We start from the raw sequence: 22,578 nt of genomic DNA, 5'->3' as shown, positions 1-22,578 counted from the left end.
GGGGGTGACCGGCGTCCGCCGTCGCCCCGGAGCTTGAGACGAGAAGGACGAACGTGACCCAGCCACCCGAGGACCAGGGCACCACCGAGGGCACCGACGGCGTCGGCGAGGAGATCGCGGTCGCCGTGCGCGACCACATCGAGCAGGTGGACCTGCAGCTCGAGATGCAGCGGTCCTACCTCGACTACGCGATGAGCGTCATCGTCGGACGGGCCCTGCCGGACGTGCGCGACGGACTCAAGCCGGTGCACCGGCGTGTGCTCTACGCGATGTACGACGGCGGTTACCGGCCCGACTCCTCGTTCTCCAAGTGCTCGCGCGTCGTCGGCGAGGTGATGGGGCAGTACCACCCGCACGGTGACACCTCCATCTACGACGCGCTGGTGCGCCTCGTCCAGCCGTGGTCGATGCGCTACCCGCTCGTGGCCGGCCAGGGGAACTTCGGCTCGGCCGGCGACCTCGGGGCGGCGGCCCCGCGGTACACCGAGTGCAAGATGGCGCCGCTCGCCCTGGAGATGGTCCGCGACATCGACGCCGAGACCGTCGACTTCCAGGACAACTACGACGGGCGCAACCAGGAGCCCGTCGTCCTGCCCTCGCGGTTCCCGAACCTGCTGGTCAACGGCTCCGAGGGCATCGCCGTCGGCATGGCCACCCGCATCCCGCCGCACAACCTGCGCGAGGTCGCCGACGGCGTCCGGTGGTTCCTCGAGAACCCAGAAGCCACCAAGGAGGAGCTTCTCGGCGAGCTCATGCTGCGGATCAAGGGACCCGACTTCCCCACCGCCGCGCAGATCCTCGGCCGCAGGGGCATCGAGGACATGTACCGCACGGGCCGCGGGTCCATCACCCAGCGCGCCGTGGTGACGGTCGAGGAGCTCCAGGGCCGCCAGTGCCTGGTGGTCACCGAGCTGCCCTACCAGGTCAACCCCGACCGGCTGTCGCAGAAGATCGTCGACGGCGTCAAGGACGGCCGGATCACCGGCATCGCGGACATCCGCGACGAGTCCTCCGGCCGCGCCGGCCAGCGGCTGGTCATCGTGCTCAAGCGCGACGCCGTCGCCAAGGTCGTGCTCAACAACCTGTACAAGCACACCCAGCTGCAGGACAACTTCCCGGCGAACATGGTCGCCCTGGTCGACGGGGTGCCGCGCACCCTCAGCCTCGACGGGTTCGTGCGCCACTGGGTCAACCACCAGGTCGACGTCATCGTCCGCCGGACCCGGTTCCTGCTCCGCAAGGCCGAGGAGCGCATCCACATCCTGCGCGCGCTCCTCAAGGCGCTGGACGCGCTGGACGAGGTCATCGCCCTCATCCGCCGCTCGCCCACCGTGGAGGAGGCCCGCACCGGCCTGATGGAGCTCCTGGAGATCGACGAGGTCCAGGCCGAGGCGATCCTCACGATGCAGCTGCGCCGCCTCGCCGCGCTCGAGCGCCAGAAGATCATGGATCAGCACGCCGAGGAGGAGGCGAAGATCAAGAACTTCAAGGCGATCCTCGCGTCCCCGCAGCGTCAGCGCGAGATCGTCGGCGAGGAGCTGACCACGATCGTCGACAAGTACGGCGACGAGCGGCGCACCACGATCGTCCCCTTCGACGGCGAGATGTCCATCGAGGACCTCATTCCCGAGGAGGACGTGGTCGTCACGATCACCCGCGGCGGCTACGCCAAGCGCACCCGCACGGACAACTACCGCTCCCAGCGGCGTGGCGGCAAGGGCGTGCGCGGCGCCCAGCTGCGCGAGGACGACATCGTCGAGCACTTCGGCGTCACCACCACCCACCACTGGCTGCTGTTCTTCACCAACCTCGGCCGGGTGTACCGCGCGAAGGCCTACGAGCTGCCCGAGGGCGGTCGGGACGCCAAGGGGCAGCACGTGGCGAACCTGCTGGCGTTCCAGCCGGGCGAGAGCATCGCGCAGGTCATCTCGCTTCGCGACTACGAGCAGAACGAGTACCTCGTGCTCGCCACGCAGCGCGGGCTCGTCAAGAAGACCCGGCTGTCGGAGTACAACACCAACCGCACGGGCGGTGTCATCGGCATCAACCTGCGCGAGGACGAGGAGGGCAACCCCGACCGGGTGGTGGCGGCCCGCCTGGTCGACGCAGAGGACGACCTGCTGCTGGTCTCCCGCAAGGGGCAGTCGATCCGGTTCACGGCGACAGACGAGGCGCTGCGCCCCATGGGCCGCGCCACCTCCGGCGTGACCGGCATGAAGTTCCGCGGCGACGACGAGCTGCTCGCCATGGACGTCGTCCGGGACTGGTACGAGGACGCGGCCCTCTTCGTCGTCACCGAGGGCGGCTTCGCGAAGCGGACGGCCGTGAACCAGTACCGCGTCCAGGGGCGCGGCGGGCTCGGCATCAAGGTCGCCAACCTCGTCGAGGACCGCGGCGACCTCGTCGGCGCGCTGCTGACCGCACCAGACGACGAGGTGCTCGTCATCATGCAGGGCGGCAAGATCGTGCGCTCCGCCGTCGACGAGGTCTCGCTCACCGGGCGCAACACCCAGGGTGTGACCTTCGCCCGGCCGGACAAGGGCGACCGGATCATCGCCGTCGCCCGCAACGCCGACCGTCAGGTCGCCGAGGAGCTCGGCACCGCACCGACCCCGGACGGCACGGCCGCCTCGCCCGAGGAGGCTGCTGACGCGGCCGAGGCCGCCGGGACGGCGTCCGAGGGTGCCGACGCGGTAGCGTCGTCCCCTGACGGCGCGGCCACCGCGGACGGCCCTGACGGAGGAGACGCATGAGCACGACGACGCCCGGCACGGGTGGCGACACCCCGCCGCCCCCTCCTCCCGGCCCGGACGACACCTCCCGCACCACCACGCTGAGGCGCAGCCTCGCCGACCGCCTCCAGGGCGACGGCGGTGCCGGCCGGCCCGCCGGCACGGCGCCGTCGGCCTCCTCGGCCGCGCCGGCCCCCGCCCCGCCGCCGGAGCAGGCCCGACCGTCCGGTGACGAGCCCCGGCCGGCGTCGACGCAGCGGGTGGCCGGCGGTCCGCGCCGGGTCCGGCTGTCCATCTCGCGGATCGACCCGTGGTCGGCGATGAAGCTGTCGTTCCTGCTCTCCGTGGCGCTCGGGATCATGATCGTGATCGCCACCGCGGTGGTCTGGTTCGTGCTCGACTCGATGCACGTGTTCGCCGACATCGAGGAGCTGCTCGTCTCCATCGGCTCGGAGAACTTCCTTCAGCTCATGGACTACCTCGAGTTCGACCGGGTGATGTCCTTCGCGACCATCGTCGGCGTCGTCGACATCCTGCTGCTCACGGCGCTCGGCACGATCGGCTCGTTCCTGTACAACATCATCGCTGCGCTGGTCGGAGGCCTGCACCTCACCCTGACGGACGACTGACCGTGAGTCTGGTCACCCCGGGGTGCACCGGTTTGGGACGACCCCCGGCTCTGGGGTAATCTTGCTCGGCGCGCACAGCGCACGCTCCCCGCTGATCTTCGGATCGTCGGGGTGCGCGGGCCTATAGCTCAGTCGGTTAGAGCGCTTCCCTGATAAGGAAGAGGTCGCTGGTTCGAGTCCAGCTAGGCCCACCCCGTACCGCCCCTGCGGGCCCCGAGGGGCACGTTCCAGGAGGACCGCGATGAAGAAGGCACTGCTGATGGCCGCCGCCGCGATCGGTGGGTACGCCGCTTGGATCAAGGTGCGCCAGGACCGTGAGGAGCGGGACCTGTGGGCCGAGGTTACCGACAGCTTCGGCGAGGAGCCCCCTCGCTGATCGAATACGATGCACCCAGCCCCTCGGGGCAGGGGGCCATGGCGCAATTGGTAGCGCACCTGCTTTGCAAGCAGGGGGTTGCGGGTTCGAGTCCCGCTGGCTCCACCACGGCATGGGCCGCTCGGCTACTCATACCGGATCCCCGGCGTCTGCCGGTGGCCGGGACTCAAGCACTGCGGCGAGTCGTTCCAGGATGTCGGTGATGCGGCTCCTCCGCGGGTCGCGTCACAGTGCGACCGCATCGGCCAGGGCCGTCTCCGAGACTCGCGTTCGCAGGAGCGACGGCGTGACGACGTCGACGCGGGTGCCGAGCACCTGGCTGAACTCCTCGCCTAGGCCGGCGATGCGCAGGAGCTCGTTGCCGCCGTCGGGCTCCAGGTCGACGAGGATGTCGATGTCGCTCGCGGCGGTCGCTTCTCCGCGCGCGACCGAGCCGAACAGTCGTGGGTTGCGGGCGCGGTAGCGGCGCAGCACGCCGTCCAGCTCGTCGCGGTGTGCCGCGATGCTTTCGCGCAGATTGCGCGAGTCCCCGGTCACGGCCATGTATCCAGCCTAACGAAGGGCGGCGACCCTGGCCTGGACTGATGGCAGGGGCCGTGTCAGCGGATCCCTAGCGGTTGGAACCTTGACGCGAACACGACGCGGGTGGCTCGTCGACGCGCCTGCCCACACACTGGTGCGCCACCGACGCTGCGGCCACTCTTGATCGTGGCGTGGTCACTACCTCAGCTCACCCGGAGGGAACATCTCATGAACCACCGAGCCAGCGGTGTGGAGCCGTTCGAGGCCCACGCGGCCGACACTGACCTCGACGACCTGTGCGCACGGCTGGCCGCAGCGCGGCTGCCGGAAGCCGAGACGGTGTCGAACCCCGCGCCCGACCCTCACCGATGGGAACAGGGCGTTCCCCTTGCCGAACTCGTAGACGTCGTGAACTACTGGCGCACCGGGTACGACTGGCGGTCGTTCGAAACGCGCCTCAACGAGATCGGTCAGTTCCGCACGACCATCGACGACCTGGGAATCCACTTCCTGCACCGCCGATCCGCGCGCGCAGATGCAACTCCCCTGATCTTGTCGCATGGCTGGCCAGGCAGCATCGCCGAGTTCGTCGACGTCGTCGAGGAGCTGGCAGATCCGAAAGGGGCAGACGTTCCGGCGTTCCACGTCGTCGTCCCGTCGTTGCCAGGCTTTGGTTACAGCGACAAGCCGGTCACGACCGGGTGGGGAATCGAAAAGATCGCTGCCACATGGGTGGAGCTGATGCGAAGGCTCGGCTACAGCAGGTTCGTGGCCCACGGTGGTGACTGGGGAGGCGTGATCACGACGATCCTCGGCGGCAGGTTCCCGGAGCACGTCATCGGTATCCACACAACGGTCGCGCAGCCACCGCCCGGGCTGACCACCGCCGGGCTGACGGCGGCCGAGCTCAGATCGATCGAGGAGTCCCGTGACTTCTGGAGCCACCACGCGGCGTACGCGAAGCTGCAGGCGACCCAACCGCAGACCATCGGCTACTCGCTCGTCGACTCCCCAGTCGGGCTCCTTGCCTGGATCCTGGACAAGTTCGCTGAGTGGACCGATACCGAGGACAGCCCGTTCGAGAAGATCTCCAGAGACAGAGTCCTTGACAACGTCACCCTGTACTGGCTGACGCGGTCCGGCGCATCGTCCGCCCGGATCTACTACGAAAGCCACGACTCGCTCGATGCCGACCTCCGGGTCGACGTCCCGTCAGCGGTAAGCATCTATCCCCGGGACATCGAGAGGTGGCCTCGGGTGTGGGCACAGGAGCGGTACCGGCAGATCGTCCGATGGAGGTCGCCCGACACCGGCGGGCATTTCCCATCGCTGGAGGTGCCCGAGTACTTCGTCGAAGACCTACAAGAAGGACTTGCGGCGGTGCTTGCCACCAGCGGCAGTAGGTCATGAGGTTGTCGATGCTGGGCGTGTAGACGTGAGGGCTGGTCGCCAGGCGTTGTGGGCCGGCGCGACGACCCAGAACATCCTCGCGCGAGCCAGGGAGCTGGCGGCCGCCGGCACCGCCGAAGGTCTCGACATCGAGGACGTCGTACGCGTCCTGCGGGCAGTCTGGACCGATCACGCTGCCGACGCCTGAACGTGAGCAGCAGCTGAAGCCGTTGCCGGAGGTGCCGGGGACCATCATGGCCGACACAAGAAAGGGCCACCGGCGCACTGGGCACCGGTGGCCATTCCTGTCAGACGATCATGGGGTCACACCGTGCCGGTGGTCCCCTTGTCCTCGTCGGCCTTGGCGGCGGCCGAGTCCCCTGCCTGCTCGACGCTGTCGCCGGCGTTCTGCGCGGCGTCGTCGGCCTTGTGGCCAGCCTTCTTGATGGTGTCGGACGCCTTGGTCGCCGCTGACGACGTAGCCGTCGCCGCCTTGGACTTGGCGTCGGACGCCGCAGCGGACGACTTCTCGCCGATGGACGGCGAGCTGTCCGCGGGCTTCTCCGCGGGCGACGTCACGGTGGTGTCGTCCCAGTACTCCTCGGCCCACGGGTCGTCCACGGGCTGACTACGACGCCACAGCAGGTATCCGGTCCCGGCTGCGGCCGTCCCCACCAGGATCCAGCCGAACGTCTTGGCGACGCCGTGGCTCTTCTTGGGCGGCTCGCTGAGCGCCTTCCGGGCGGCCTTGCCCGCCTTGCCGGCCTTGGAGGTGATCCCGTCCGCACCCGCGGCGGCGTCGGCGGCGTCGTGCATCGCCTTGGACACCCGCGGCAGGTAGTCGTCGACGATCTTCTCGTACGCGTTGTCGACGGCCGGGCGGACGCGCTCGGTGGCGCTCTCGACCTTGGGGGCCGCGACCTTGACGGTCTCCCGCCAGGCCTTGTCGACCTTGGGGCCGGCCCACGCCGCGGCCGCCTCGACGCGGGGAGCGGCCCAGTCCCTGCTCTGCTCGGCGAGCAGCGCAGCCTGCTTGCCCGCGAGCGAGGCCTGAGCGCCGGCGAGGGCACCCAGCTCGGCGACCTGCTTGCGCACCCGCTCCGTGTCGATCTCGCTGGTCTTGCGCTTGCGCGACATCTGCTCTCCCTGGTCGTCTCGAAGGACTGGTCCTGCGGTCCGCGCGGTCCGGTAGGCCGCGCTTCACTGGCCTCCATCTTGCACTCTTTAGGTCCAACGCGCCCGTGCATGAATGGTTCCGTCCCGGGGAGCGGCCGCCTGGTGGCCACTGGTGCCCAGCACGTGCGCACACGCTACCGGCACCAGCCGGACCGCGCGCCGGTGCGCCGTGCCGCCGGGGCCCCCGTCGTGCGAGGATCGAGCCATGGAAGCAACTCTGCACACCTCTGCCGGCGACATCATTGTCGAGCTCTACCCGAACCACGCACCCAAGACGGTCGCGAACTTCACCGAGCTCGCGACGGGCAAGCGCGCCTGGACCGACCCCTCGACCGGTGAGGAGACAACCCGACCGCTGTACGACGGCGTGATCTTCCACCGCGTCATCCCGAACTTCATGATCCAGGGGGGTGACCCGCTCGGGAACGGCACCGGGGGCCCGGGCTACGAGTTCGACGACGAGATCCACCCCGAGCTGAACTTCACGGAGCCCTACGTCCTGGCCATGGCCAACGCCGGCAAGCGTGGCGGCCGCGGCACCAACGGCTCGCAGTTCTTCATCACCACTGCCGCCACCACGTGGCTGCAGGGCAAGCACACGATCTTCGGCAAGGTCGTCGACAACGCGTCGCGCAAGGTCGTCGACACCATCGGCACGACCGCCACCGGACGCAACGACCGCCCGGTCGAGGACATCACCATCAACTCGGTGACGGTCTCCGAGTAGCTCGATGACGGCGCAGCAGCCCGGGCAGACCGGCACCCCGCAGGTGCCGGTCTGCCCTCGTCATCCCGACACCGTCTCCTACGTGCGGTGCCAGCGCTGCGGCCGGCCCGCGTGCCCGCGCTGCCAACGGCCCGCCGCCGTCGGGGTGCAGTGCGTCGACTGCGTCCGCGAGGCCGAGGCCCGCAGGCCTGTCGCGCGGACCGTGCTGGGTGGGCGGGCGCGCGGGGACCGGCCGGTCGTCACCATCACGATCATCGCGCTGTGCGTGGTGCTCTACCTGGCTCAGCGAGTGCCCGGCCTGATGATCCTGCCCAACCTGATCTTCATGCCCGCCCTCGCCGAGGCAGAGCCCCACCGGTTCATCACGTCCGCGTTCCTGCACGGCGGCGCGCTGCACCTGGCGCTGAACATGTACGCGCTGTGGATCGTCGGCAGCATCCTCGAACCCGCCCTCGGGCGCTGGCGATTCCTCGCGCTGTACCTGCTCTCCGCGATCGGTGGGTCGGTCGGCGTCCTGCTCCTCGCCGACCCCACCGGCCCGTCCTGGGGCGTCACGGTGGTAGGCGCCTCGGGCGCCGTCTTCGGGCTGTTCGCGGCCGTGTTCTTCGTGCTGCGCCGGTTCGGCCGGGACACGACCCAGATCGTCGTGCTCATCGCCATCAACTTCTTCCTCGGATTCGTGATCGCCGGGATCGCCTGGCAGGCGCACCTCGGCGGGGCGATCACCGGCGCCGTCCTGGCTGCCGCGTACGTCTACGCGCCACGCGAGCGACGCACCCTCCTCGGCGTGCTGGCCACGGTCGCCGTCGCCGCGCTGCTCGTTGCGCTCGTCGTCGTGCGCTACACGACTGTCTGAGCACCGGTCGGACGGCCACGTCGCGTGCACCTGTCAGAGCGCCGAGTGGCGGCGAATCACATCGGTGTAGTTCTGTCCACACCCGTGTGCACAGGTGTGGATGACATGGGTGTAACCATCCCCAGAGATGTACACAGCGGTGGATAGTTACACCGGTGTGAGTATCCCCAGCTGGGGAGATCTCTGTGGGCAAAGTGGCGCGCTCGACGTCACGCAGCGCCAACCGCAAGCAGCGCCAACCGCCCGCAGCGCCAACCACCCGCAGCGGCAGCCGCGCGTTGCACCACCCGCGCGCAGTGCCGGCCGCACGCTCGGAAGGGACTACTCCGGCGCGGGGTGATCCGACGTCGAGGTCCCGTGCGTCTCTCGCGCACGGACCCGATCCGCATCCAGAATTCCGCCCTTCACCGCCGCGCGGGTGACGAAGTAGAAGACCAGCAGGCCGACGGCCCCGAGGACGATGCTGGTCAGTGCGCCCACGGTCGACTCCAGATGTTCGGGCTGCCCGGCCGGTCGGTGCGCTCTCAGCGCCAGCGCAGGGTCATGAAGAAGCCGACGATCATGACGCCGAAGCCGATCGCGAGGTTCCAGTTGCCCAGGCCGGGGACCGGCAGGTCACCCTGGGTGAGGTAGGTCAGCACCACCGCGACCAGGCCGATGACCATGAGGGTGACCATCGTCGGGGCCCACCACCGGGGGCTGGGTCGCTGCGACGCCGCAGCCGTGCCGCCCGCAGGCTGAGGGGTGGTGGGCTTCTTGCGCTTCTTCGACTCGGGCATGGCTCTCCTCACGGGTACTGCCCCGGAGGGGCACCGCTGTCGTCCGCGCCGGGAACCTCCGGCACGCTGTCACGGGCATCGCCCGCCGGGGCGTGCCGATCACCTAGCGTAGTCTCGCACGTACGATTCAGGGCGCGTTGCCGCCCCGCGGGAGGAGGACCATGAGCGCCCTTCCGCCCTCCTCCGACGCACGCCCGCCCGCCGTCCCCGACGACCAGCCGGCCGGGTCCGGCCACCGCGCGACCGGGGCGCGGCGCGGGCCCACCAGACGTCGCACGGGCTGGCGGCGCGGGTCGGTGGCGACCGCCGTCGTCGCCCTCGCCGCCGGTCTGCTCTTCGCCACCAACGCGTCGGTCTTCGCCGGCACCGACGCCCGGCACCCGCAGGACCTCGAGGGACTCGCCCGTGCCGAGACCGACCGTCTGGTCGCGCTCGAGGAGGAGAACGCCGAGCTGCGCGAGGCGATCCGGCCCTTCGTCGAGTCTCAGCCGCAGGGGAAGCAGGCGGTCGACGGTGTCTCCGGACCACCCAACGCCGTCGGACTGCAGGCAGTGAAGGGCCCGGGGCTGCGGGTGCAGCTGTGGGACGCCCCGCCCCGCGACGACGCCGACCCCGCCTTCGCACCGGACACCCTGGTGGTGCACCAGCAGGACCTCGAGGCCGTGATGAACGCGCTCTGGGCGGGTGGCGCGGAGGCGATGACCGTCCAGGGGCACCGCGTCATCTCCACCACCGGGGTGCGGTGCGTGGGCAACGTGCTGCACATCGCCGGACGCACCTACTCCCCGCCGTACGTCGTGGAGGCCATCGGCGACCCGGACGAGCTGGAGAGCTCCCTGCTGGCTGCCCCCGGGGTGCAGATCTACCTCCAGTACGTCGAGGCGGTGGGGCTAGGCTGGTCGATGAATGGCCTCACCGAGACCGAGATGCCCGCGTACTCAGGGACGCTCGCGCTCCGGCACGCCGAGGTCCTCGACGACATCGGTACCGGGAGTGAGTCATGACGCCGTCCACCTGGAGGCTCCCCGCGGTGGCAGAGCACCACTTCTTCGACACCACCGGGAGCCGGGGATGACACGAGTCCTCGTCGTGGACAACTACGACAGCTTCGTCTACACCATCGTCGGCTACCTGCAGCAGCTGGGCGCGGACACGACCGTGGTGCGCAACGACGCCGTGCCGGAGTCCCTGGACGGCTACGACGGCGTGCTCGTCTCGCCCGGTCCTGGCACGCCGAAGGACGCCGGCGCCTCGATGGCGGTGATCGAGGCGTGCGCCGCGCGCGAGCTGCCGATGCTCGGCGTGTGCCTGGGGCACCAGGCGCTCGGCGAGGTCTACGGCGGAGTGGTCACGCACGCCGCCGAGCTGATGCACGGCAAGACCTCGCGGGTCAGCCACGGCGGCTCCGGCGTCTTCGCCGGAGTACCCGCGCCGTTCACCGCCACCCGGTACCACTCCCTCGCCGTCGTCCGGGACACGGTCCCCGACGAGCTGGAGATCACCGCGGAGACCGACAACGGCATCGTCATGGGGCTGCAGCACCGGTCCCTGCCGCTGCACGGCGTGCAGTTCCACCCGGAGTCGGTGCTCACCGAGGGCGGGCACCGACTCCTCGCCAACTGGCTGGCCGTGACCGGCGACGACGGCGCGGTCGCGCGCTCCGAGGGACTCGCACCGCTCGTCCGGCACTGACCTCGACCTTGCCGGCCGGCGCGGACGTCGCGGAGCTCGCTGGCCGTCGCGGACCTCGCAGACGTTGCCGGACGTCGCTGACCCGCGGGACGACTACCCGACGCGCCCGACGACGGAAGAGCCCCTGAGCGGCCACCGTACGGTCGCCTGCTCAGGGGCCCCTCGACGTCCTCAGGAGCGGTCAGCCCTCCGGCGGCGCCTCGGTGGTCGCTCCGTCACCCGGCTCCGTCGGCTCCTCGGAGGCCTCCGGTGTGGTCGGCTCCGGGGTCGGCTCGGGCGGCGCGCCGCTGGAGACGGTCAGCGTGACGGTCGTACCCCGTGCCACCACACCCGCGGGGTGGGACTGCGAGATGACGTTGCCGGCCGGCACGTCCGCCGACTCCGCCTGCTCGATCCGCACACCAAGATCCAGGTCGTCGAGCACCTGCGACGCCTCTGCCTCCGGGCGCCCCTCCAGCGCCGGCAGGTCCACGTTCGCGCTGGCGATGACCAGGTCCACGGTGCTGCCCGGCTCCACCTGCTCGCCGGCGCCCGGCTCCGTCCGGATGACGTCGCCGACCCCGATCGCGGCGTTGTTCTCCTCGGTGGTCGCGCCGCCGCGCAGCTCCGACGCCTCCAGCTCGGCGCGTGCCTGCTCCTGGGTCATGCCGGCGACGTCGGGCACCTCGACGGCCTCCGGACCGGAGGAGAGGGCGACGTCGACCGCGGAGCCGATGTCGACGACAGTGCCGGGCGGGGGGCTGGACTGGACGAACAGCCCCACCTCGACGGTGTCCGAGGGCACGGGGTCGACGAAGTTCGGGACGAGCTCCGCCTCCGTGAGCTCCTGCCGGACGCCGACCTGGTCGAGCCCGCTCAGGTCCGGGATCTCCACGGTGGTGACCGGGGGCGGTTCGTCCTCGGCGGGGTTGAGGTACATGTAGACGATCCCGACGGCGGCCGCGACGCCGAGCAGCGCGAGCAGCCAGATCCACCAGCGCGACCTCCGGGGCTCGTCCTCCGGCGGGACGGTGGCGGTCGTGCCTGTGGCCGGGGCGGCGCCCATGGCGCGGGTGGCCTCGGCCGCCGCCAGCGGGGCGGTCGCGGCCGTCGCGCCGGTGAGCGAGCCGGCCGCGCCCCACACCGCGGTCGCCGGGGCGTGGACCCGACCGCCGCGCACGGCCGCGAGCAGGTCGGTGCGCATGTGCGGGGCGTCGGCGTAGCGGTCCTCGCGGTCCTTCGCGAGCGCCTTGAGCACCACCCGGTCGAGGACCTCGGGGATGTCCGGGGTCACCGAGGAGGGGCTGCGGGGGGTCTCGCGGACGTGCTGGTACGCGACGGCGACGGCGGAGTCGCCGGAGAACGGCGGCTGTCCGGTGAGCAGCTCGTAGAGCAGGCACCCGGTGGAGTACAGGTCCGAGCGGGCGTCGACGACCTCGCCGCGGGCCTGCTCGGGCGAGAGGTACTGCGCGGTCCCGACGACCGCGTGGGTCTGGGTCATCGTCGCGGCGGAGTCGGCCATCGCGCGGGCGATGCCGAAGTCCATCACCTTCACCGCGCCCGTGGGCGTGAGCATGATGTTCCCCGGCTTGATGTCCCGGTGCACGATGCCCTCGCGGTGTGAGTACTCCAGCGCGGAGAGGACCCCGACGACGATCTCCACGGCCTCGTCGATCGGCACCGGGTCCCCGCCGGAGAGCAGACCGCGGACGGTGTGGCCCTCCACGTACTCCATGACGATGAACGGCACCGTGACGTGCTGGCCGCCGGACGTGGCCACCTGCTCCTCGCCGGTGTCGTACACGGCGACGATCGACGGGTGGTTCAGTGCCGCCGAGGACTGCGCCTCCCGGCGGAACCGCGCCTGGAACGTCGCGTCCCGGGCGAGGTCGGAGCGCAGCACCTTGATCGCCACCGTGCGCGAGAGCCGGTTGTCGTAGCCGATGTGCACCTCGGCCATGCCGCCGCGCCCGATCAGCTCGCCCACCTCGTAGCGGCCGGCAAGAACGCGTGGGATCTCGTCCACCACTAGATGTCCTTCACTGTGTTCGAGGGATAGGGAACCGCCGGTACCCGGCCGGCAGCGGAGCCGTCGGCGCCACTCAGACTACCGAGGGCGGCGACGACCAGAATCACGAGGACCACCAGGACGACCGCCATGGCCGCCAGCCAGACCCGGTCCGCGGCCAGCTCGGCCCAGGTGGGCAGCGACCAGCGGTCGTGCCCGCCCGCGGTGGCCGGTCGCGGCCCCGGCCCGGCGTCGGTGCGCCCGCGGTCCGCGTCGGGGTCCCGGGCCGCCTCCCGTCGGGTGAGCGGGGCCGAGGTCGCCGTCGTCGGCGGACCCAGGGGTGCGTCGTCGGGTCCGGCACGGTGAGCACCGGACCGCCGTCGGGTCGCTGCCGGCACGGACCGCCGGGACGGTTCCGGTGAGGACCTGCGCGCGGGCGACGGCGGGGACTGGTCCCGTGCGACCGCCACCTCGTGGCGCCGCGGCGTGGGGGGCGGGCCCGGCTCGGCGACCGGGGTGAAGCCCGAGACCGGCCGGGCCGGCGAGACCGGTGACGGGGGCGGCTCGTGGTCGGCCGCCGGTCGTGGCGGCGCGGCGCGGGAGCCCGTCGCCGTGGCCGACCCGGTGGCCTCGAGCTCACGCGCGCACGCTAGCGCGCTCACCGGCCGGCTGCGGGGGTCCTTCGCGAGCATGCGCTCGACGGCGGCGCGGACGTCGGCGGGCACCGAGCCGGGCAGCGGCGGCAGCGGCTGGTTGACGTGGGCGAACGCGATGTCGACCTGGGTGGCACCGGTGAAGGGGCGCCGGCCGACCAGGCACTCGTAGGCCAGCACGCCGAGGGCGTACACGTCGCCCGCGGGGGTCGCCGCACGCCCCATCGCCTGCTCGGGCGGCAGGTACTGGGCGGTGCCCATGACCATGCCGGCGGACGTCATCGGCGCCTGGTTGATGCCGAGCGAGATCCCGAAGTCGGTGATCTTGACCGTGCCGTCGTCGGTGATGATCAGGTTGGTCGGCTTGACGTCGCGGTGGACGACGCCGGCCGTGTGCGCGGCGTGCAGCCCCCGGCAGGCCTGGACCAGCACCGGCACCAGCTCGACGGCGGGGATCGTGCCACGGCGCTCGAGCCGGTCGGCGAGGGTCTCGCCCTCCACCAGCTCCATGACGAGGTAGCCGGAGCCCTCCTGCTCACCGTGGTCGAGCAGCATCGCGACGTTGATGTGTCGCAGCCCCGCCGAGTTGCGGGCCTCGGTGCGCAGCCGGGCGAGGAACTGCTCGTCCCCCACCAGCTCGGTCCGCAGCACCTTCGCGGCCACGGTGCGGCCCAGGCGACGGTCGGTGGCCCGCCAGACCTCGCCCATGCCGCCGACGGCGATCCGCTCCGTCAGCTCGTACCGGCCGCCGAGGAGCAGCCCGGCGCGCGGGCGCATGGTGGCTCCGGAGATGATCACCGCAGGACCGCCTCCATCACTGCCTTGGCCACCGGACCGGCGTTGGCCCCGCCGTCGCCGCCGTTCTCGATGACGACGGCGACCGCGACCTCCGGGTCCTGCGCGGGCGCGAAGCCGATGAACCAGGCGTGGGGCGCCACGCCTGCGGAGATCTCCGCCGACCCCGTCTTCCCGGCGACCTGGACGCCCGGGATCTGTGCGGGGGTGCCGGTGCCGTTGTTCACGACGTCGAGCATCATCTGGGTGAGCTGGTCGGCAGTGCCCTCGGAGACCGACTCGCGCAGCTCGGTCGGCTCGGTCGTGCTCACCACCTCGAGGTCGGGGCTGAGCTCCCGCGCCACGAGGTACGGCTTCATCTGCGTCCCGTCGTTGGCGATCGCCGCGGCGATCATCGCCATCTGCATGGGCGTGGCCGCCACGCTGGACTGGCCGATGCCGCTCATCGCGACCTCGGGCGGCGTGGGGTCTGCCGGGAACCGCGACGGGGTGACGGTCAGCGGGACCTCGAGGGGCTCGCCGAAGCCGAACGCCTGCGCCTGGTCGCGCAGGGCGTCCGCGCCCATGTCCATGGCGAGCTGGGCGAACGTGGTGTTGCAGGACTGGCGCAGGGCCGCCTGCAGCGTGACCTCTCCGGAGCCGTCGCCGCACGCGCGCTCGCCGGGGTTGTGGATGACGTGGTCCGTCTGCGGCAGCGACAGCTCGGTCGGGCCGGGCACCATCGTCTCGGCGGTGTAGTCGCCCGTCTCCAGCGCGGCGGCCGCCGTGACGACCTTGAAGGCCGAGCCCGGGGCGTACTGGTCGCCCGCGATCGCCCGGTTGACCAGGGGCTCGTCCTCGTCAGCGGTCAGGGCGTCCCAGGCCGCCTGGGCGTCGGCGCGCGAGTGGGTGGCGAGGGCGTTCGGGTCGAAGCTGGGGCTCGAGACCATCGCCAGGACGGCGCCGGTGTCCGGCTCGAGGGCGACGACGGCGCCGCGCCGGCCGGCGAGGGCGTCCGTGGCGGCCTGCTGCGCGGCCGGGTCGAGGGTGAGGTCGACGGCGCCGCCCTGCGGCTGCTGGCCGGTGATCAGGTTCTGGATGCGCTGCAGCAGCAGGGAGCTGGACGTGCCGTTGAGCACGTCGTTCTCGGTCTTCTCCAGCCCGGTGAGGGAGTTGAACGCCGTCGAGAAGTAGCCGGTGACGTGCGCGTAGAGGGGCCCGGGCGTGTACGAGCGCTGGTAGCCGTAGACGTCGTCGACCGGGGCCGAGGACGCGATCGACTCGCCGGCCACCACGATCGGCCCGCGGTCGCGCCCGTACTCGCGGTAGATGACGCGGACGTTGCGCCCGTCGTTGTTGAGGGCGCCGGCCTGGAAGAACTGCACCGAGGTCGCCGAGATCATCAGGGCGAGGAACATCAGCGCCATCACGGTGGCCAGACGGCGGATCTGGGTGTTCACAGCCGCACCACCTCGGTCGCCTGCCCGTCGGCGTCGGGGCCCCGCTCGTCGTCGGGGCTCTCGGGACGCTCCGTGGCCGCGCGGGGACCGCGCTCCTCGGGGGCGGGCAGCGGGGCGGGCGGGGCCGGGCGGCGTGCGGCGTCGGAGATGCGCAGCAGGAGCGCCAAGATGATCCAGTTCGAGACCAGGGACGAGCCGCCGAGGGCGAGGAACGGCGTCGTCAGGCCGGTGAGCGGGATGAGGCGGGTGACCCCGCCGACGACCACGAAGACCTGCAGCGCGAGGGTGAAGGCGAGCCCGGACGCGAGCAGCTTGCCGAAGCCGTCCCGCACGCCGATCGCGGCGCGCATGCCGCGCTGCGCCAGCATCAGGTACAGCACGAGGATCGCCAGCAGGCCGGTCAGCCCGAGCTCCTCGCCGAGCGAGGCGATGATGAAGTCGGAGTTGGCGAAGGGGACGAGCTCGGGGTGGCCCTCGCCCCAGCCCGTGCCCATGAGCCCGCCGGACGCCATGCCGAACAGGCCCTGGACCACCTGGCCGGAGCCGCCCGGGTTGCGGTTGTAGATCTCCGGCTCCAGCGCGTGGAGCCAGACGTCGAACCGGGCGCCGACGTGCGGGAAGAGCGCCCCGGCGGCGACCGCGCCGCCGGCGAAGAGGAGCAGGCCGATGAGCACCCAGCTCAGCCGCTCGGTCGCCACGTACAGCATGGCGACGAAGAGCCCGAAGAACAGCAGCGACGTGCCGAGGTCCCGCTCGAGCACCAGGACGGCGAGCGAGACGCCCCAGGCCAGGAGGATCGGGCCGAGGTCGCGCGGGCGGGGCAGCTGCAGGCCGAGGAACTTCGGTCCCGCGAGGGCGAGGGTGTCCCGGTTCGTGACGAGGTATCCGGCGAAGAACACGCCGAGCACGATCTTGCCGAGCTCGGCCGGCTGGAAGGACATGCCGAGCAGGTTGATCCAGATGCGTGCGCCGTTGATGCTGACGCCCAGGCCGGGGACCAGGGGCAGCACGAGCAGCACGAGGCCGGCGACCATGGCGGTGTAGGTGTAGCGCCGCAGCACGCGGTGGTCGCGCAGGAACCACAGCACCGCCACGGCCGCGACGACGCCGACCAGCGTCCACAGCAGCTGCCGGTCCGCGTTCGCGGCGGTGCTCCCACGGGCGACGAGAGCCTGGTCGATGCGGTAGATCATCGTCAGGCCGATGCCGTTGAGGGCGACGACGATCGGCAGCAGGACGGGGTCGGCATAGGGCGCACGCCAGCGCACGAGCAGGTGCGCGATCAGCGCTAGGCCCGCCAGGCCGCCGCCGCGGGTGGCCAGGTTCGCCGGCAGGGAGCCGGTGGTCGCCAGGGCCACCTGGGCGTAGGCGGCCAGCACGATCACCAGCGCCAGGGCGAGCAGCCCCAGCTCGGCGAGGCGCCCGGTGCTGGCGCGCTGCTCGCTGACGATGGCCATCAGCCGGTCTCCGTCGGGGACGGGGCCGCGGTGGTGGCCTCCGGGGTCGGCTCCGCCGTCGCCTCGTCGTCGCGCCCGGCGCTCTCGTCGACGGAGTCGCGCAGGGTGTCGACGACGTCCTCGGCGGCCGCGAGCGACCCGCGGGTGATCGGGCTCTCGAGGCGGTCCTGGGCCACCGGCGTGAGGCTGTCCACCCGCAGGTCGGTGCGCTCGTGCAGGCTGGCGAGGCGGATCGGGCCGACCTCCTGCGGGATGCCCCGGTAGACCGCGACATAGTCGCCGTACGGCGAGACAAAGTACTGGGTCTGGGTCCAGGAGTAGCCCGCGTAGCCGAGGCCGAGCACGGTCCCCAGGATGAGCAGGGTCGCGACGAGCCGGCCCACCCAGCGACGTGCGGGCGAGGGCGCGGGGTCGTCGTCCTCGATCGCCGGGTCCGGCGAGGACGTCCGGGTGGCGCTCATCAGGGCAGCCGCGCGCGCGGCCGAGCCGTTGCCGCCACGAGTGGTCCGCAGCCTGTCGGTGGCAGCCGCCCCGACCACCTGCGGGGAGGTGGAGGGGGTTGCGGAGATGAGGGTGTCGTCGAGGACGTCGGCGATCACGCAGGTGACGTTGTCCGGACCCCCGGCGCGCAGGGCCAGGGTGATGAGGTCCTCCGCGCAGGCACCCGGGTCGTCCACCTCGGTGAGGGTCTCGGTGATCGTCTCGGCGGAGACGACGCCGAACAGGCCGTCGGAGGCGAGGAGCCAGCGGTCGCCCGGGACCGCCTCGCGGAGCGACTCGTCGAGCTGGACCTCGCTGTCGTTGTCGCCCAGGGCCCGCAGGATCACGTTGCGCTGCGGGTGGCGCTCCGCCTGCTCGGCGGTGAGGCGCCCGGTGGAGACGAGGTACTGCACGAAGGTGTGGTCGGTGGTGACCTGGGTGAGCTCGCCGTCGCGCAGGAGGTACGCCCGGGAGTCGCCGATGTGGACCATGGCGAGCTTGTTGCCCGACCGCAGGATCGCGATGCAGGTGGTGCCCAGCCCGGTGAGGTCCGGGTCGGCCTCGGAGCGTTCCATCAGCTCGGCGTGCGCGGCGTCGACGGCGGAGCGCAGCAGGTCCAGGAGGTCGTCGGCGCCGTGGGCGTCGTCGAGCACGGCCAGGTGCGCCACGGCCACGGACGACGCGATGTCCCCGCCGGCGGGCCCGCCCATGCCGTCGGCGAGCACGAGGAGATGGGGCCCGGCGTACCCAGAGTCCTGGTTGGACGCCCGGACCAGGCCCACGTCGGAGCGGGCCGCGAAGCGGAGCTGGATGCTCATCGGTGCGCCCCGTTCACCGGCGCAGCTCGATCAGGGTCTGGCCGATGCGCACCGGGGTGCCCGGGAGCACCTGGACCGGCTGGGAGATGCGCTCGCCGGCCACCACCGTGCCGTTGGTCGAGCCGAGGTCCTCGATCCACCAGGTGCCGTCCTTGGGGAAGAAGCGGGCGTGCCGGTTCGAGGAGTAGTCGTCGTCGAGCACGAGGGAGCAGCCGGGCGAGCGGCCCACGAGGATCGTCGACGGCCCCAGCGGGATGGTCGTGCCCGTCAGCGGTCCCTGGGTGACGACGAGGCGGGTGGCAGCGGAACGCGACGCCTGGCGGCCGCCACGGTCCGCCGTCGCCTCGGTGCGGGGCCGTTTGCGGCCGGGGCCGCGCGGGGTGACGCGGGTGCCGAAGACGTCCTTGCGCAGGACGTTGAGCGCCGCCAGCACGAAGAGCCACAGAAGAACGAGGAATCCGACGCGCAGGAGGGTGACGACCAGCTCACTCACCGACGGCTCACCTGCCGTCGTCGAGGTCGTCGCCCTCGTCCGCGCCGGTCCAGAACATGATGCGGGTGCGCCCCAGGGTGATGGTGTTGCCGTCCACGAGGGTGGCGGCGTCGATCCGGTGTCCCTCCACGAAGGTGCCGTTGGTCGAGCCGAGGTCGGTGGCGATCACGCCGCCGGGCGTCACCCGGATCTCGAGGTGGCGGCGCGAGACGCCGGAGTCGTCGACGATGATGTCGGCCTCGCTGCCCCGGCCGATCACGGTGACCGGGCCGGTGAGGAGGTAGCGCTGGCCGTCGATGTCGACGATGGGGTGGCGCGAGGAGGCGACCGAGGAGGTGGCCGGCGCGACGGCACCGCGGCGGGTGGCCGAGCGGACCTGGAAGCGGCCGGTGGTGAGTGACTCGTCCTCGGTGAAGCTGACGTCGACCGGGCCGACGAACGAGTAGCGCTGCGAGGAGGCGTGCTCGGTGGCTGCGCCGATCATCTCGTCGGCCAGGGCGTCGGCGCCCCACTGCTCGACCTGGTTCAGGTCGCTCGAGGAGAGCTCGACGACGAACTCGTTGGGCACCACCGTGCGGCCGCGGGAGACGGCGGCGGCCCGGTCGTCCATCTCGCGACGGACGGCGGAGGCGATCTCCACGGGCTTGACGTCGCTGCGGAACGCCTTGGCGAACGCGGCGCTGACGACGTGCTCGACACCCTTCTCGAAGCGGTCGAGGACACCCATCGTGCACCTCCTTCCCCGGCACGGCTCGCGGCCCGGTTCGTGTCCGGCTGTCGCCGGCTCCTGCCCGGGACGTGGCCCGGATGTCTCGTGCCCCGGGGTCGTGCCCGGCGCTGTTCCCGGACTGGTGCCCGGTGCCGGTGCACAGGTCCGGCATCACGATCGTAACGAGGCAGTGCTGAAATAGCGGCATCTGAGCGACTCCCGCGCCGGTCGGAATAAGCATCGAGGCTGGTCCGGGCGCCGTGGACGGCTCGGGACGTCCGCTCGGCGCCGCCCGCCACCGAGCGGTGCGTGGCGGTGGGATCCCAGCGCTCGGCGCGGTCCGGAAGGTCCAGCTCGACGGCAACTTCTCGGCGCGTGGCGTCCGCGGGTCGGGCACGTGTGTGCGGCGTGTCGCTCGACGGGACGCACCGGCTGCGGTGTCGAGGATCACGTGTGCGCTGCGACCCGGTGGTTCGGTGGTGAACCTGCTGCGTGCTAACGTTTCTCTCGCTGTTCACAGCGCGCGAGTGGCGGAATAGGCAGACGCGCACGGTTCAGGTCCGTGTGCCCGAAAGGGCGTGGGGGTTCAACTCCCCCCTCGCGCACCGCACGAAGACGGCCCCTGACCTGGGACTTTAGGTTCCAGGACAGGGGCCGTTTTCTGTCTATGTGCTGAGCGATGTGGCTAGGCCTCGTCGAGATGACGCCAGCAAGTGCTCAGCCCGTAAGTCCGGGGACGAAGGAACTTCGCCGGCTCTCGCGCTAGTTCAGCTCTGGACAGGTGGAGCGGTAGTGACCGGGGGTGCGGCAGTGCCCGCACCTTCTGGTGGCCTTTGGCGCACTGGTCGGTGCCGGTTTGGATGCAGTCGCCACGGCGCCCGATGCGGGGGCGGTGACCGGGGTTGGCGTGAGGTCGTCGAAGTAGTTCGACGTTCCCAGGAGCGAGGCGGCTCGCGTGAGCTCGCGCAGCTCTGTCTTGGTGAGGACCTGGTCGGCGAGAGCGGCTTCACGCATCATCTCGAGGAAGCGCTCGTTCAGGGCGGCGACCTGTGGCGCTCCCATGCCAGCGTTGCCGGCGATGCGGGCCAGGGCCTTGGCCTCCTCGCCGACGATCTTGCCGTCTTCGAGTGCCGCCGCCAGAGCGTCTAGATATACCGCTGCGGTGGCGTCGACGACCTCGCCGGCGCTGATGGGCAGGCGGGACATCAACGAGGCCATCCACCCGTCGTTGCCCTTGCGTAGGGAGCTTGCCCGGGTGACCGGGCTGACGGCACCCGCCCGGTGGTGGCCGCGCAGGCCGGAGGCTGGAGTGCAGCCGAATGCCAGTGGTGCACCGTAGCGCTCCAGCATCATCGGCAGCAGTGCCGCGGTCGCCCTGACATCGCCGAGGGCGGCGTGGGCGTCGACCAGGGGAATGCCGGCGTGCTGGGCGAGGGTGCCGAGCTTGTGGTTAGGGGTTTGGAAGGTTTGCTGGCCCAGCCACAGCGAGCACAGCGCCGGCAGGTGCGGCGTCGTGATCCCAGCGCGGGCGAGCTCGGCGGCGAGAAAGCGCTCCTCGAAGACGGCGTTGTGGGCTACGACGACGGTGCCCTCGAGGCGGGCCAGCACGTCACCGGCCACTTCGGAGAACCGTGGGGCGTCCCGCACGGCCTCGTTGCTGATGCCGTGCACGAAGACGGCACCCGTGTCGCGCCCCTCAGGGTTGAGCAAGGTGGCGTACTCGTCCTCGATCCGGCCCGTTCGGTCGACGCGTGCGATGGCGATCTCGATGACCCGGTCACCCTTGGCGGGTGAGAAGCCAGTGGTCTCGACGTCGATGACAGCGAAAGAGCCGTCGTGGACGTAGCCGGAGCCGTTACCCGGGCCGGCGTAGCTGAACAGCTGTCCCTTCCGCCCCGGCTCGGCGAACCGCATGCCCGTCTGTTGCCGCGGGCTCGCCCCGTCGGCACGCGGCCGAGTACGGGCCGGTGCGCGTGGGGCCGACGCCGGAGCTGACGCCGGAGCCGGCGGTGGGGCCGGCATCTGCTTGACGGGGCCCTTGGGCCGCCTCGACCGGCGAACCGCCAACCACACGACGACAGCGATGAGGAGCAGGATGACCAAGGCGTCCACGGGCGATTCCTTTTAGGAGGGGGCGCAGCCGATGGTATCGGCCAGATTTCCTCAAAATGCGGGTTTCGACTCAGCCGTAGCAGTGTGCGGTGAGCGTGGCGCCGCCTGTTCCGGGCGCTGAGCCAGAGCCACGACGGCCTCCGTCGAGGGTGAGATCGGGTCACCCGTCCGATTTCATCCTCCCATCACCCGGTCGAGACGTTACGGGCGTCCGCCGTCGCTGATGTTCTTGTCCTGCCGGTGATGCAGCCCATCCCCCTCGGGACGGTGGACAGGCTCACCGGCATCCAGATTCACAACGAGCGGGGACCCGGGCGGGGGCGCGGGGCAGGCGGCTCCCCCGAGGGAGCTCACTATGTCCGTCGCCGAGAACTACCAGACCTGGGCCGCCGAAGCCGCCTGCAGCCAGGTATCGCCCGACACGCTGTTCGTGCGTGGCGCCGCTCAGCGCACCGCCCGCGAGCTGTGCTTCGGCTGTCCCGTGCGGATGGCCTGCCTCGCCGAGGCGCTGCAGTCCCGGACCGAGTTCGGGGTCTGGGGCGGGCTGACCGAGCGGGAACGCCGGGCCCTGCTCAAGCGCCATCCGGACGTCACGGACTGGGCGGAGTGGCTCGCCGCGGCGGAGCACCGGGAGGAGATCCCGACGGGGCACGTCACCCGCCGCCGAGTCGCACCGGCCACGGTCGCCGCCGGCTGAGCGTCGTCGCCTGGCCGGCGACGACGGGTGCCAGGGCGTGGTGAGCACCACGGCCTGTCC

At 71.4% G+C, this 22,578-nt stretch carries 22 protein-coding genes and 3 tRNA genes; 13 read left to right on the top strand and 12 right to left on the bottom strand.

Annotation, left to right across the window (positions count from 1 at the left end):
• Positions 1–113 precede the first annotated feature (113 nt).
• From gyrA to GD748_RS04800, 5 genes are all read left to right on the top strand, one after another.
• Positions 114–2,753: a DNA gyrase subunit A gene (gene gyrA, locus GD748_RS04815; RefSeq protein ID WP_226920873.1), complete on the top strand. Its 2,640-nt coding sequence runs from the start codon at positions 114–116 to the stop codon at positions 2,751–2,753.
• The gene (locus tag GD748_RS04810) at positions 2,750–3,361 is read left to right on the top strand and encodes a DUF3566 domain-containing protein (RefSeq protein ID WP_152194000.1); all 612 of its coding nucleotides are present in this window, start codon (positions 2,750–2,752) and stop codon (positions 3,359–3,361) included. Before gyrA ends, GD748_RS04810 begins: the two co-directional genes overlap by 4 nt.
• Positions 3,362–3,478: 117 nt before the next feature.
• A tRNA-Ile gene (locus GD748_RS04805) sits at positions 3,479–3,552 on the top strand.
• A gap of 50 nt (positions 3,553–3,602) precedes the next feature.
• Positions 3,603–3,737, top strand: a complete 135-nt coding sequence (locus GD748_RS19805) for a DLW-39 family protein (protein ID WP_226920766.1) — start codon at positions 3,603–3,605, stop codon at positions 3,735–3,737.
• A 32-nt stretch (positions 3,738–3,769) separates the two neighbouring features.
• Positions 3,770–3,845: transfer RNA gene (locus GD748_RS04800), tRNA-Ala, on the top strand.
• A 117-nt stretch (positions 3,846–3,962) separates the two neighbouring features.
• Here the strand turns inward: GD748_RS04800 and GD748_RS04795 are convergent.
• Positions 3,963–4,280, bottom strand: a complete 318-nt coding sequence (locus GD748_RS04795) for a nucleotidyltransferase family protein (RefSeq protein WP_152193999.1) — start codon at positions 4,278–4,280, stop codon at positions 3,963–3,965.
• Between the two features lie 207 nt (positions 4,281–4,487).
• On the opposite strand from GD748_RS04795, the gene GD748_RS04790 reads away from it, so the two are divergent.
• Both GD748_RS04790 and GD748_RS19415 read left to right on the top strand, forming a co-directional pair.
• A complete protein-coding gene (locus GD748_RS04790; protein WP_152193998.1) occupies positions 4,488–5,669 on the top strand; it encodes an epoxide hydrolase family protein in 1,182 nt (393 codons plus the stop codon).
• Between the two features lie 25 nt (positions 5,670–5,694).
• The gene (locus GD748_RS19415; protein ID WP_193312812.1) at positions 5,695–5,856 is read left to right on the top strand and encodes a hypothetical protein; all 162 of its coding nucleotides are present in this window, start codon (positions 5,695–5,697) and stop codon (positions 5,854–5,856) included.
• A 116-nt stretch (positions 5,857–5,972) separates the two neighbouring features.
• Here the strand turns inward: GD748_RS19415 and GD748_RS04785 are convergent, their stop codons facing one another.
• Positions 5,973–6,785, bottom strand: coding sequence for a hypothetical protein (locus GD748_RS04785; RefSeq protein ID WP_152193997.1), 813 nt, complete (start codon positions 6,783–6,785; stop codon positions 5,973–5,975).
• Between the two features lie 244 nt (positions 6,786–7,029).
• On the opposite strand from GD748_RS04785, the gene GD748_RS04780 reads away from it, so the two are divergent.
• Positions 7,030–7,551 carry a peptidylprolyl isomerase gene (locus GD748_RS04780; protein ID WP_152193996.1) on the top strand — a complete coding sequence of 174 codons (522 nt, stop codon included), beginning with the start codon at positions 7,030–7,032 and terminating at the stop codon, positions 7,549–7,551.
• A gap of 4 nt (positions 7,552–7,555) precedes the next feature.
• Entirely contained in the window at positions 7,556–8,407 is an 852-nt protein-coding gene (locus tag GD748_RS04775; RefSeq protein WP_152193995.1) for a rhomboid family intramembrane serine protease, read from the top strand.
• Between the two features lie 321 nt (positions 8,408–8,728).
• On the opposite strand, the gene GD748_RS19410 is transcribed toward GD748_RS04775, so the two are convergent.
• Positions 8,729–8,887, bottom strand: a complete 159-nt coding sequence (locus GD748_RS19410; protein ID WP_193312811.1) for a hypothetical protein — start codon at positions 8,885–8,887, stop codon at positions 8,729–8,731.
• 44 nt (positions 8,888–8,931) lie between these two features.
• Entirely contained in the window at positions 8,932–9,186 is a 255-nt protein-coding gene (locus tag GD748_RS04770) for a cell division protein CrgA (RefSeq protein ID WP_152193994.1), read from the bottom strand.
• Positions 9,187–9,347: 161 nt separating this feature from the next.
• Between GD748_RS04770 and GD748_RS04765 the strand changes: the two genes are divergently transcribed.
• Together GD748_RS04765 and GD748_RS04760 are read left to right on the top strand one after the other, a co-directional pair.
• On the top strand, positions 9,348–10,190 hold the full coding sequence (locus GD748_RS04765) for a DUF881 domain-containing protein (RefSeq protein ID WP_152193993.1): 843 nt from the start codon (positions 9,348–9,350) through the stop codon (positions 10,188–10,190).
• 67 nt (positions 10,191–10,257) lie between these two features.
• On the top strand, positions 10,258–10,878 hold the full coding sequence (locus tag GD748_RS04760) for an aminodeoxychorismate/anthranilate synthase component II (RefSeq protein ID WP_152193992.1): 621 nt from the start codon (positions 10,258–10,260) through the stop codon (positions 10,876–10,878).
• 181 nt (positions 10,879–11,059) lie between these two features.
• On the opposite strand, the gene pknB is transcribed toward GD748_RS04760, so the two are convergent.
• Genes pknB through GD748_RS04725 form a run of 7 tightly spaced genes read right to left on the bottom strand, consistent with a single transcriptional unit; the run spans position 11,060 to position 19,727 of the window.
• Positions 11,060–12,883, bottom strand: a complete 1,824-nt coding sequence (gene pknB, locus GD748_RS04755; protein WP_152193991.1) for a Stk1 family PASTA domain-containing Ser/Thr kinase — start codon at positions 12,881–12,883, stop codon at positions 11,060–11,062.
• A 2-nt stretch (positions 12,884–12,885) separates the two neighbouring features.
• A complete protein-coding gene (locus GD748_RS04750; protein ID WP_226920765.1) occupies positions 12,886–14,316 on the bottom strand; it encodes a serine/threonine-protein kinase in 1,431 nt (476 codons plus the stop codon).
• Positions 14,313–15,752: a peptidoglycan D,D-transpeptidase FtsI family protein gene (locus tag GD748_RS04745; protein WP_152193990.1), complete on the bottom strand. Its 1,440-nt coding sequence runs from the start codon at positions 15,750–15,752 to the stop codon at positions 14,313–14,315. The genes GD748_RS04750 and GD748_RS04745 overlap by 4 nt, the downstream gene beginning before the upstream one ends.
• A complete protein-coding gene (locus GD748_RS04740) occupies positions 15,749–17,209 on the bottom strand; it encodes an FtsW/RodA/SpoVE family cell cycle protein (protein ID WP_152193989.1) in 1,461 nt (486 codons plus the stop codon). The genes GD748_RS04745 and GD748_RS04740 overlap by 4 nt, the downstream gene beginning before the upstream one ends.
• Complete coding sequence (locus tag GD748_RS04735; RefSeq protein WP_152193988.1) at positions 17,209–18,507, bottom strand: PP2C family protein-serine/threonine phosphatase; 1,299 nt, start codon at positions 18,505–18,507, stop codon at positions 17,209–17,211. The genes GD748_RS04740 and GD748_RS04735 overlap by 1 nt, the downstream gene beginning before the upstream one ends.
• Positions 18,508–18,520: 13 nt before the next feature.
• Positions 18,521–19,000 (bottom strand): FHA domain-containing protein FhaB/FipA, encoded by a 480-nt coding sequence (locus GD748_RS04730; RefSeq protein WP_152193987.1) that lies wholly within the window; start codon positions 18,998–19,000, stop codon positions 18,521–18,523.
• 7 nt (positions 19,001–19,007) lie between these two features.
• Positions 19,008–19,727, bottom strand: coding sequence for an FhaA domain-containing protein (locus GD748_RS04725; protein ID WP_152193986.1), 720 nt, complete (start codon positions 19,725–19,727; stop codon positions 19,008–19,010).
• A 503-nt stretch (positions 19,728–20,230) separates the two neighbouring features.
• On the opposite strand from GD748_RS04725, the gene GD748_RS04720 reads away from it, so the two are divergent.
• Positions 20,231–20,314 (top strand) — tRNA-Leu (locus GD748_RS04720).
• 157 nt (positions 20,315–20,471) lie between these two features.
• On the opposite strand, the gene GD748_RS04715 is transcribed toward GD748_RS04720, so the two are convergent.
• Positions 20,472–21,623, bottom strand: coding sequence for a 3'-5' exonuclease (locus GD748_RS04715; protein ID WP_193312810.1), 1,152 nt, complete (start codon positions 21,621–21,623; stop codon positions 20,472–20,474).
• Positions 21,624–22,176: 553 nt separating this feature from the next.
• On the opposite strand from GD748_RS04715, the gene GD748_RS04710 reads away from it, so the two are divergent.
• Positions 22,177–22,518, top strand: a complete 342-nt coding sequence (locus GD748_RS04710) for a WhiB family transcriptional regulator (protein WP_152193984.1) — start codon at positions 22,177–22,179, stop codon at positions 22,516–22,518.
• Positions 22,519–22,578 lie beyond the last annotated feature (60 nt).

Source organism: Georgenia subflava, assembly GCF_009193155.1.
Lineage (GTDB): Bacteria > Actinomycetota > Actinomycetes > Actinomycetales > Actinomycetaceae > Georgenia > Georgenia subflava.
This window is presented reverse-complemented; position numbering and strand designations above follow the sequence as displayed.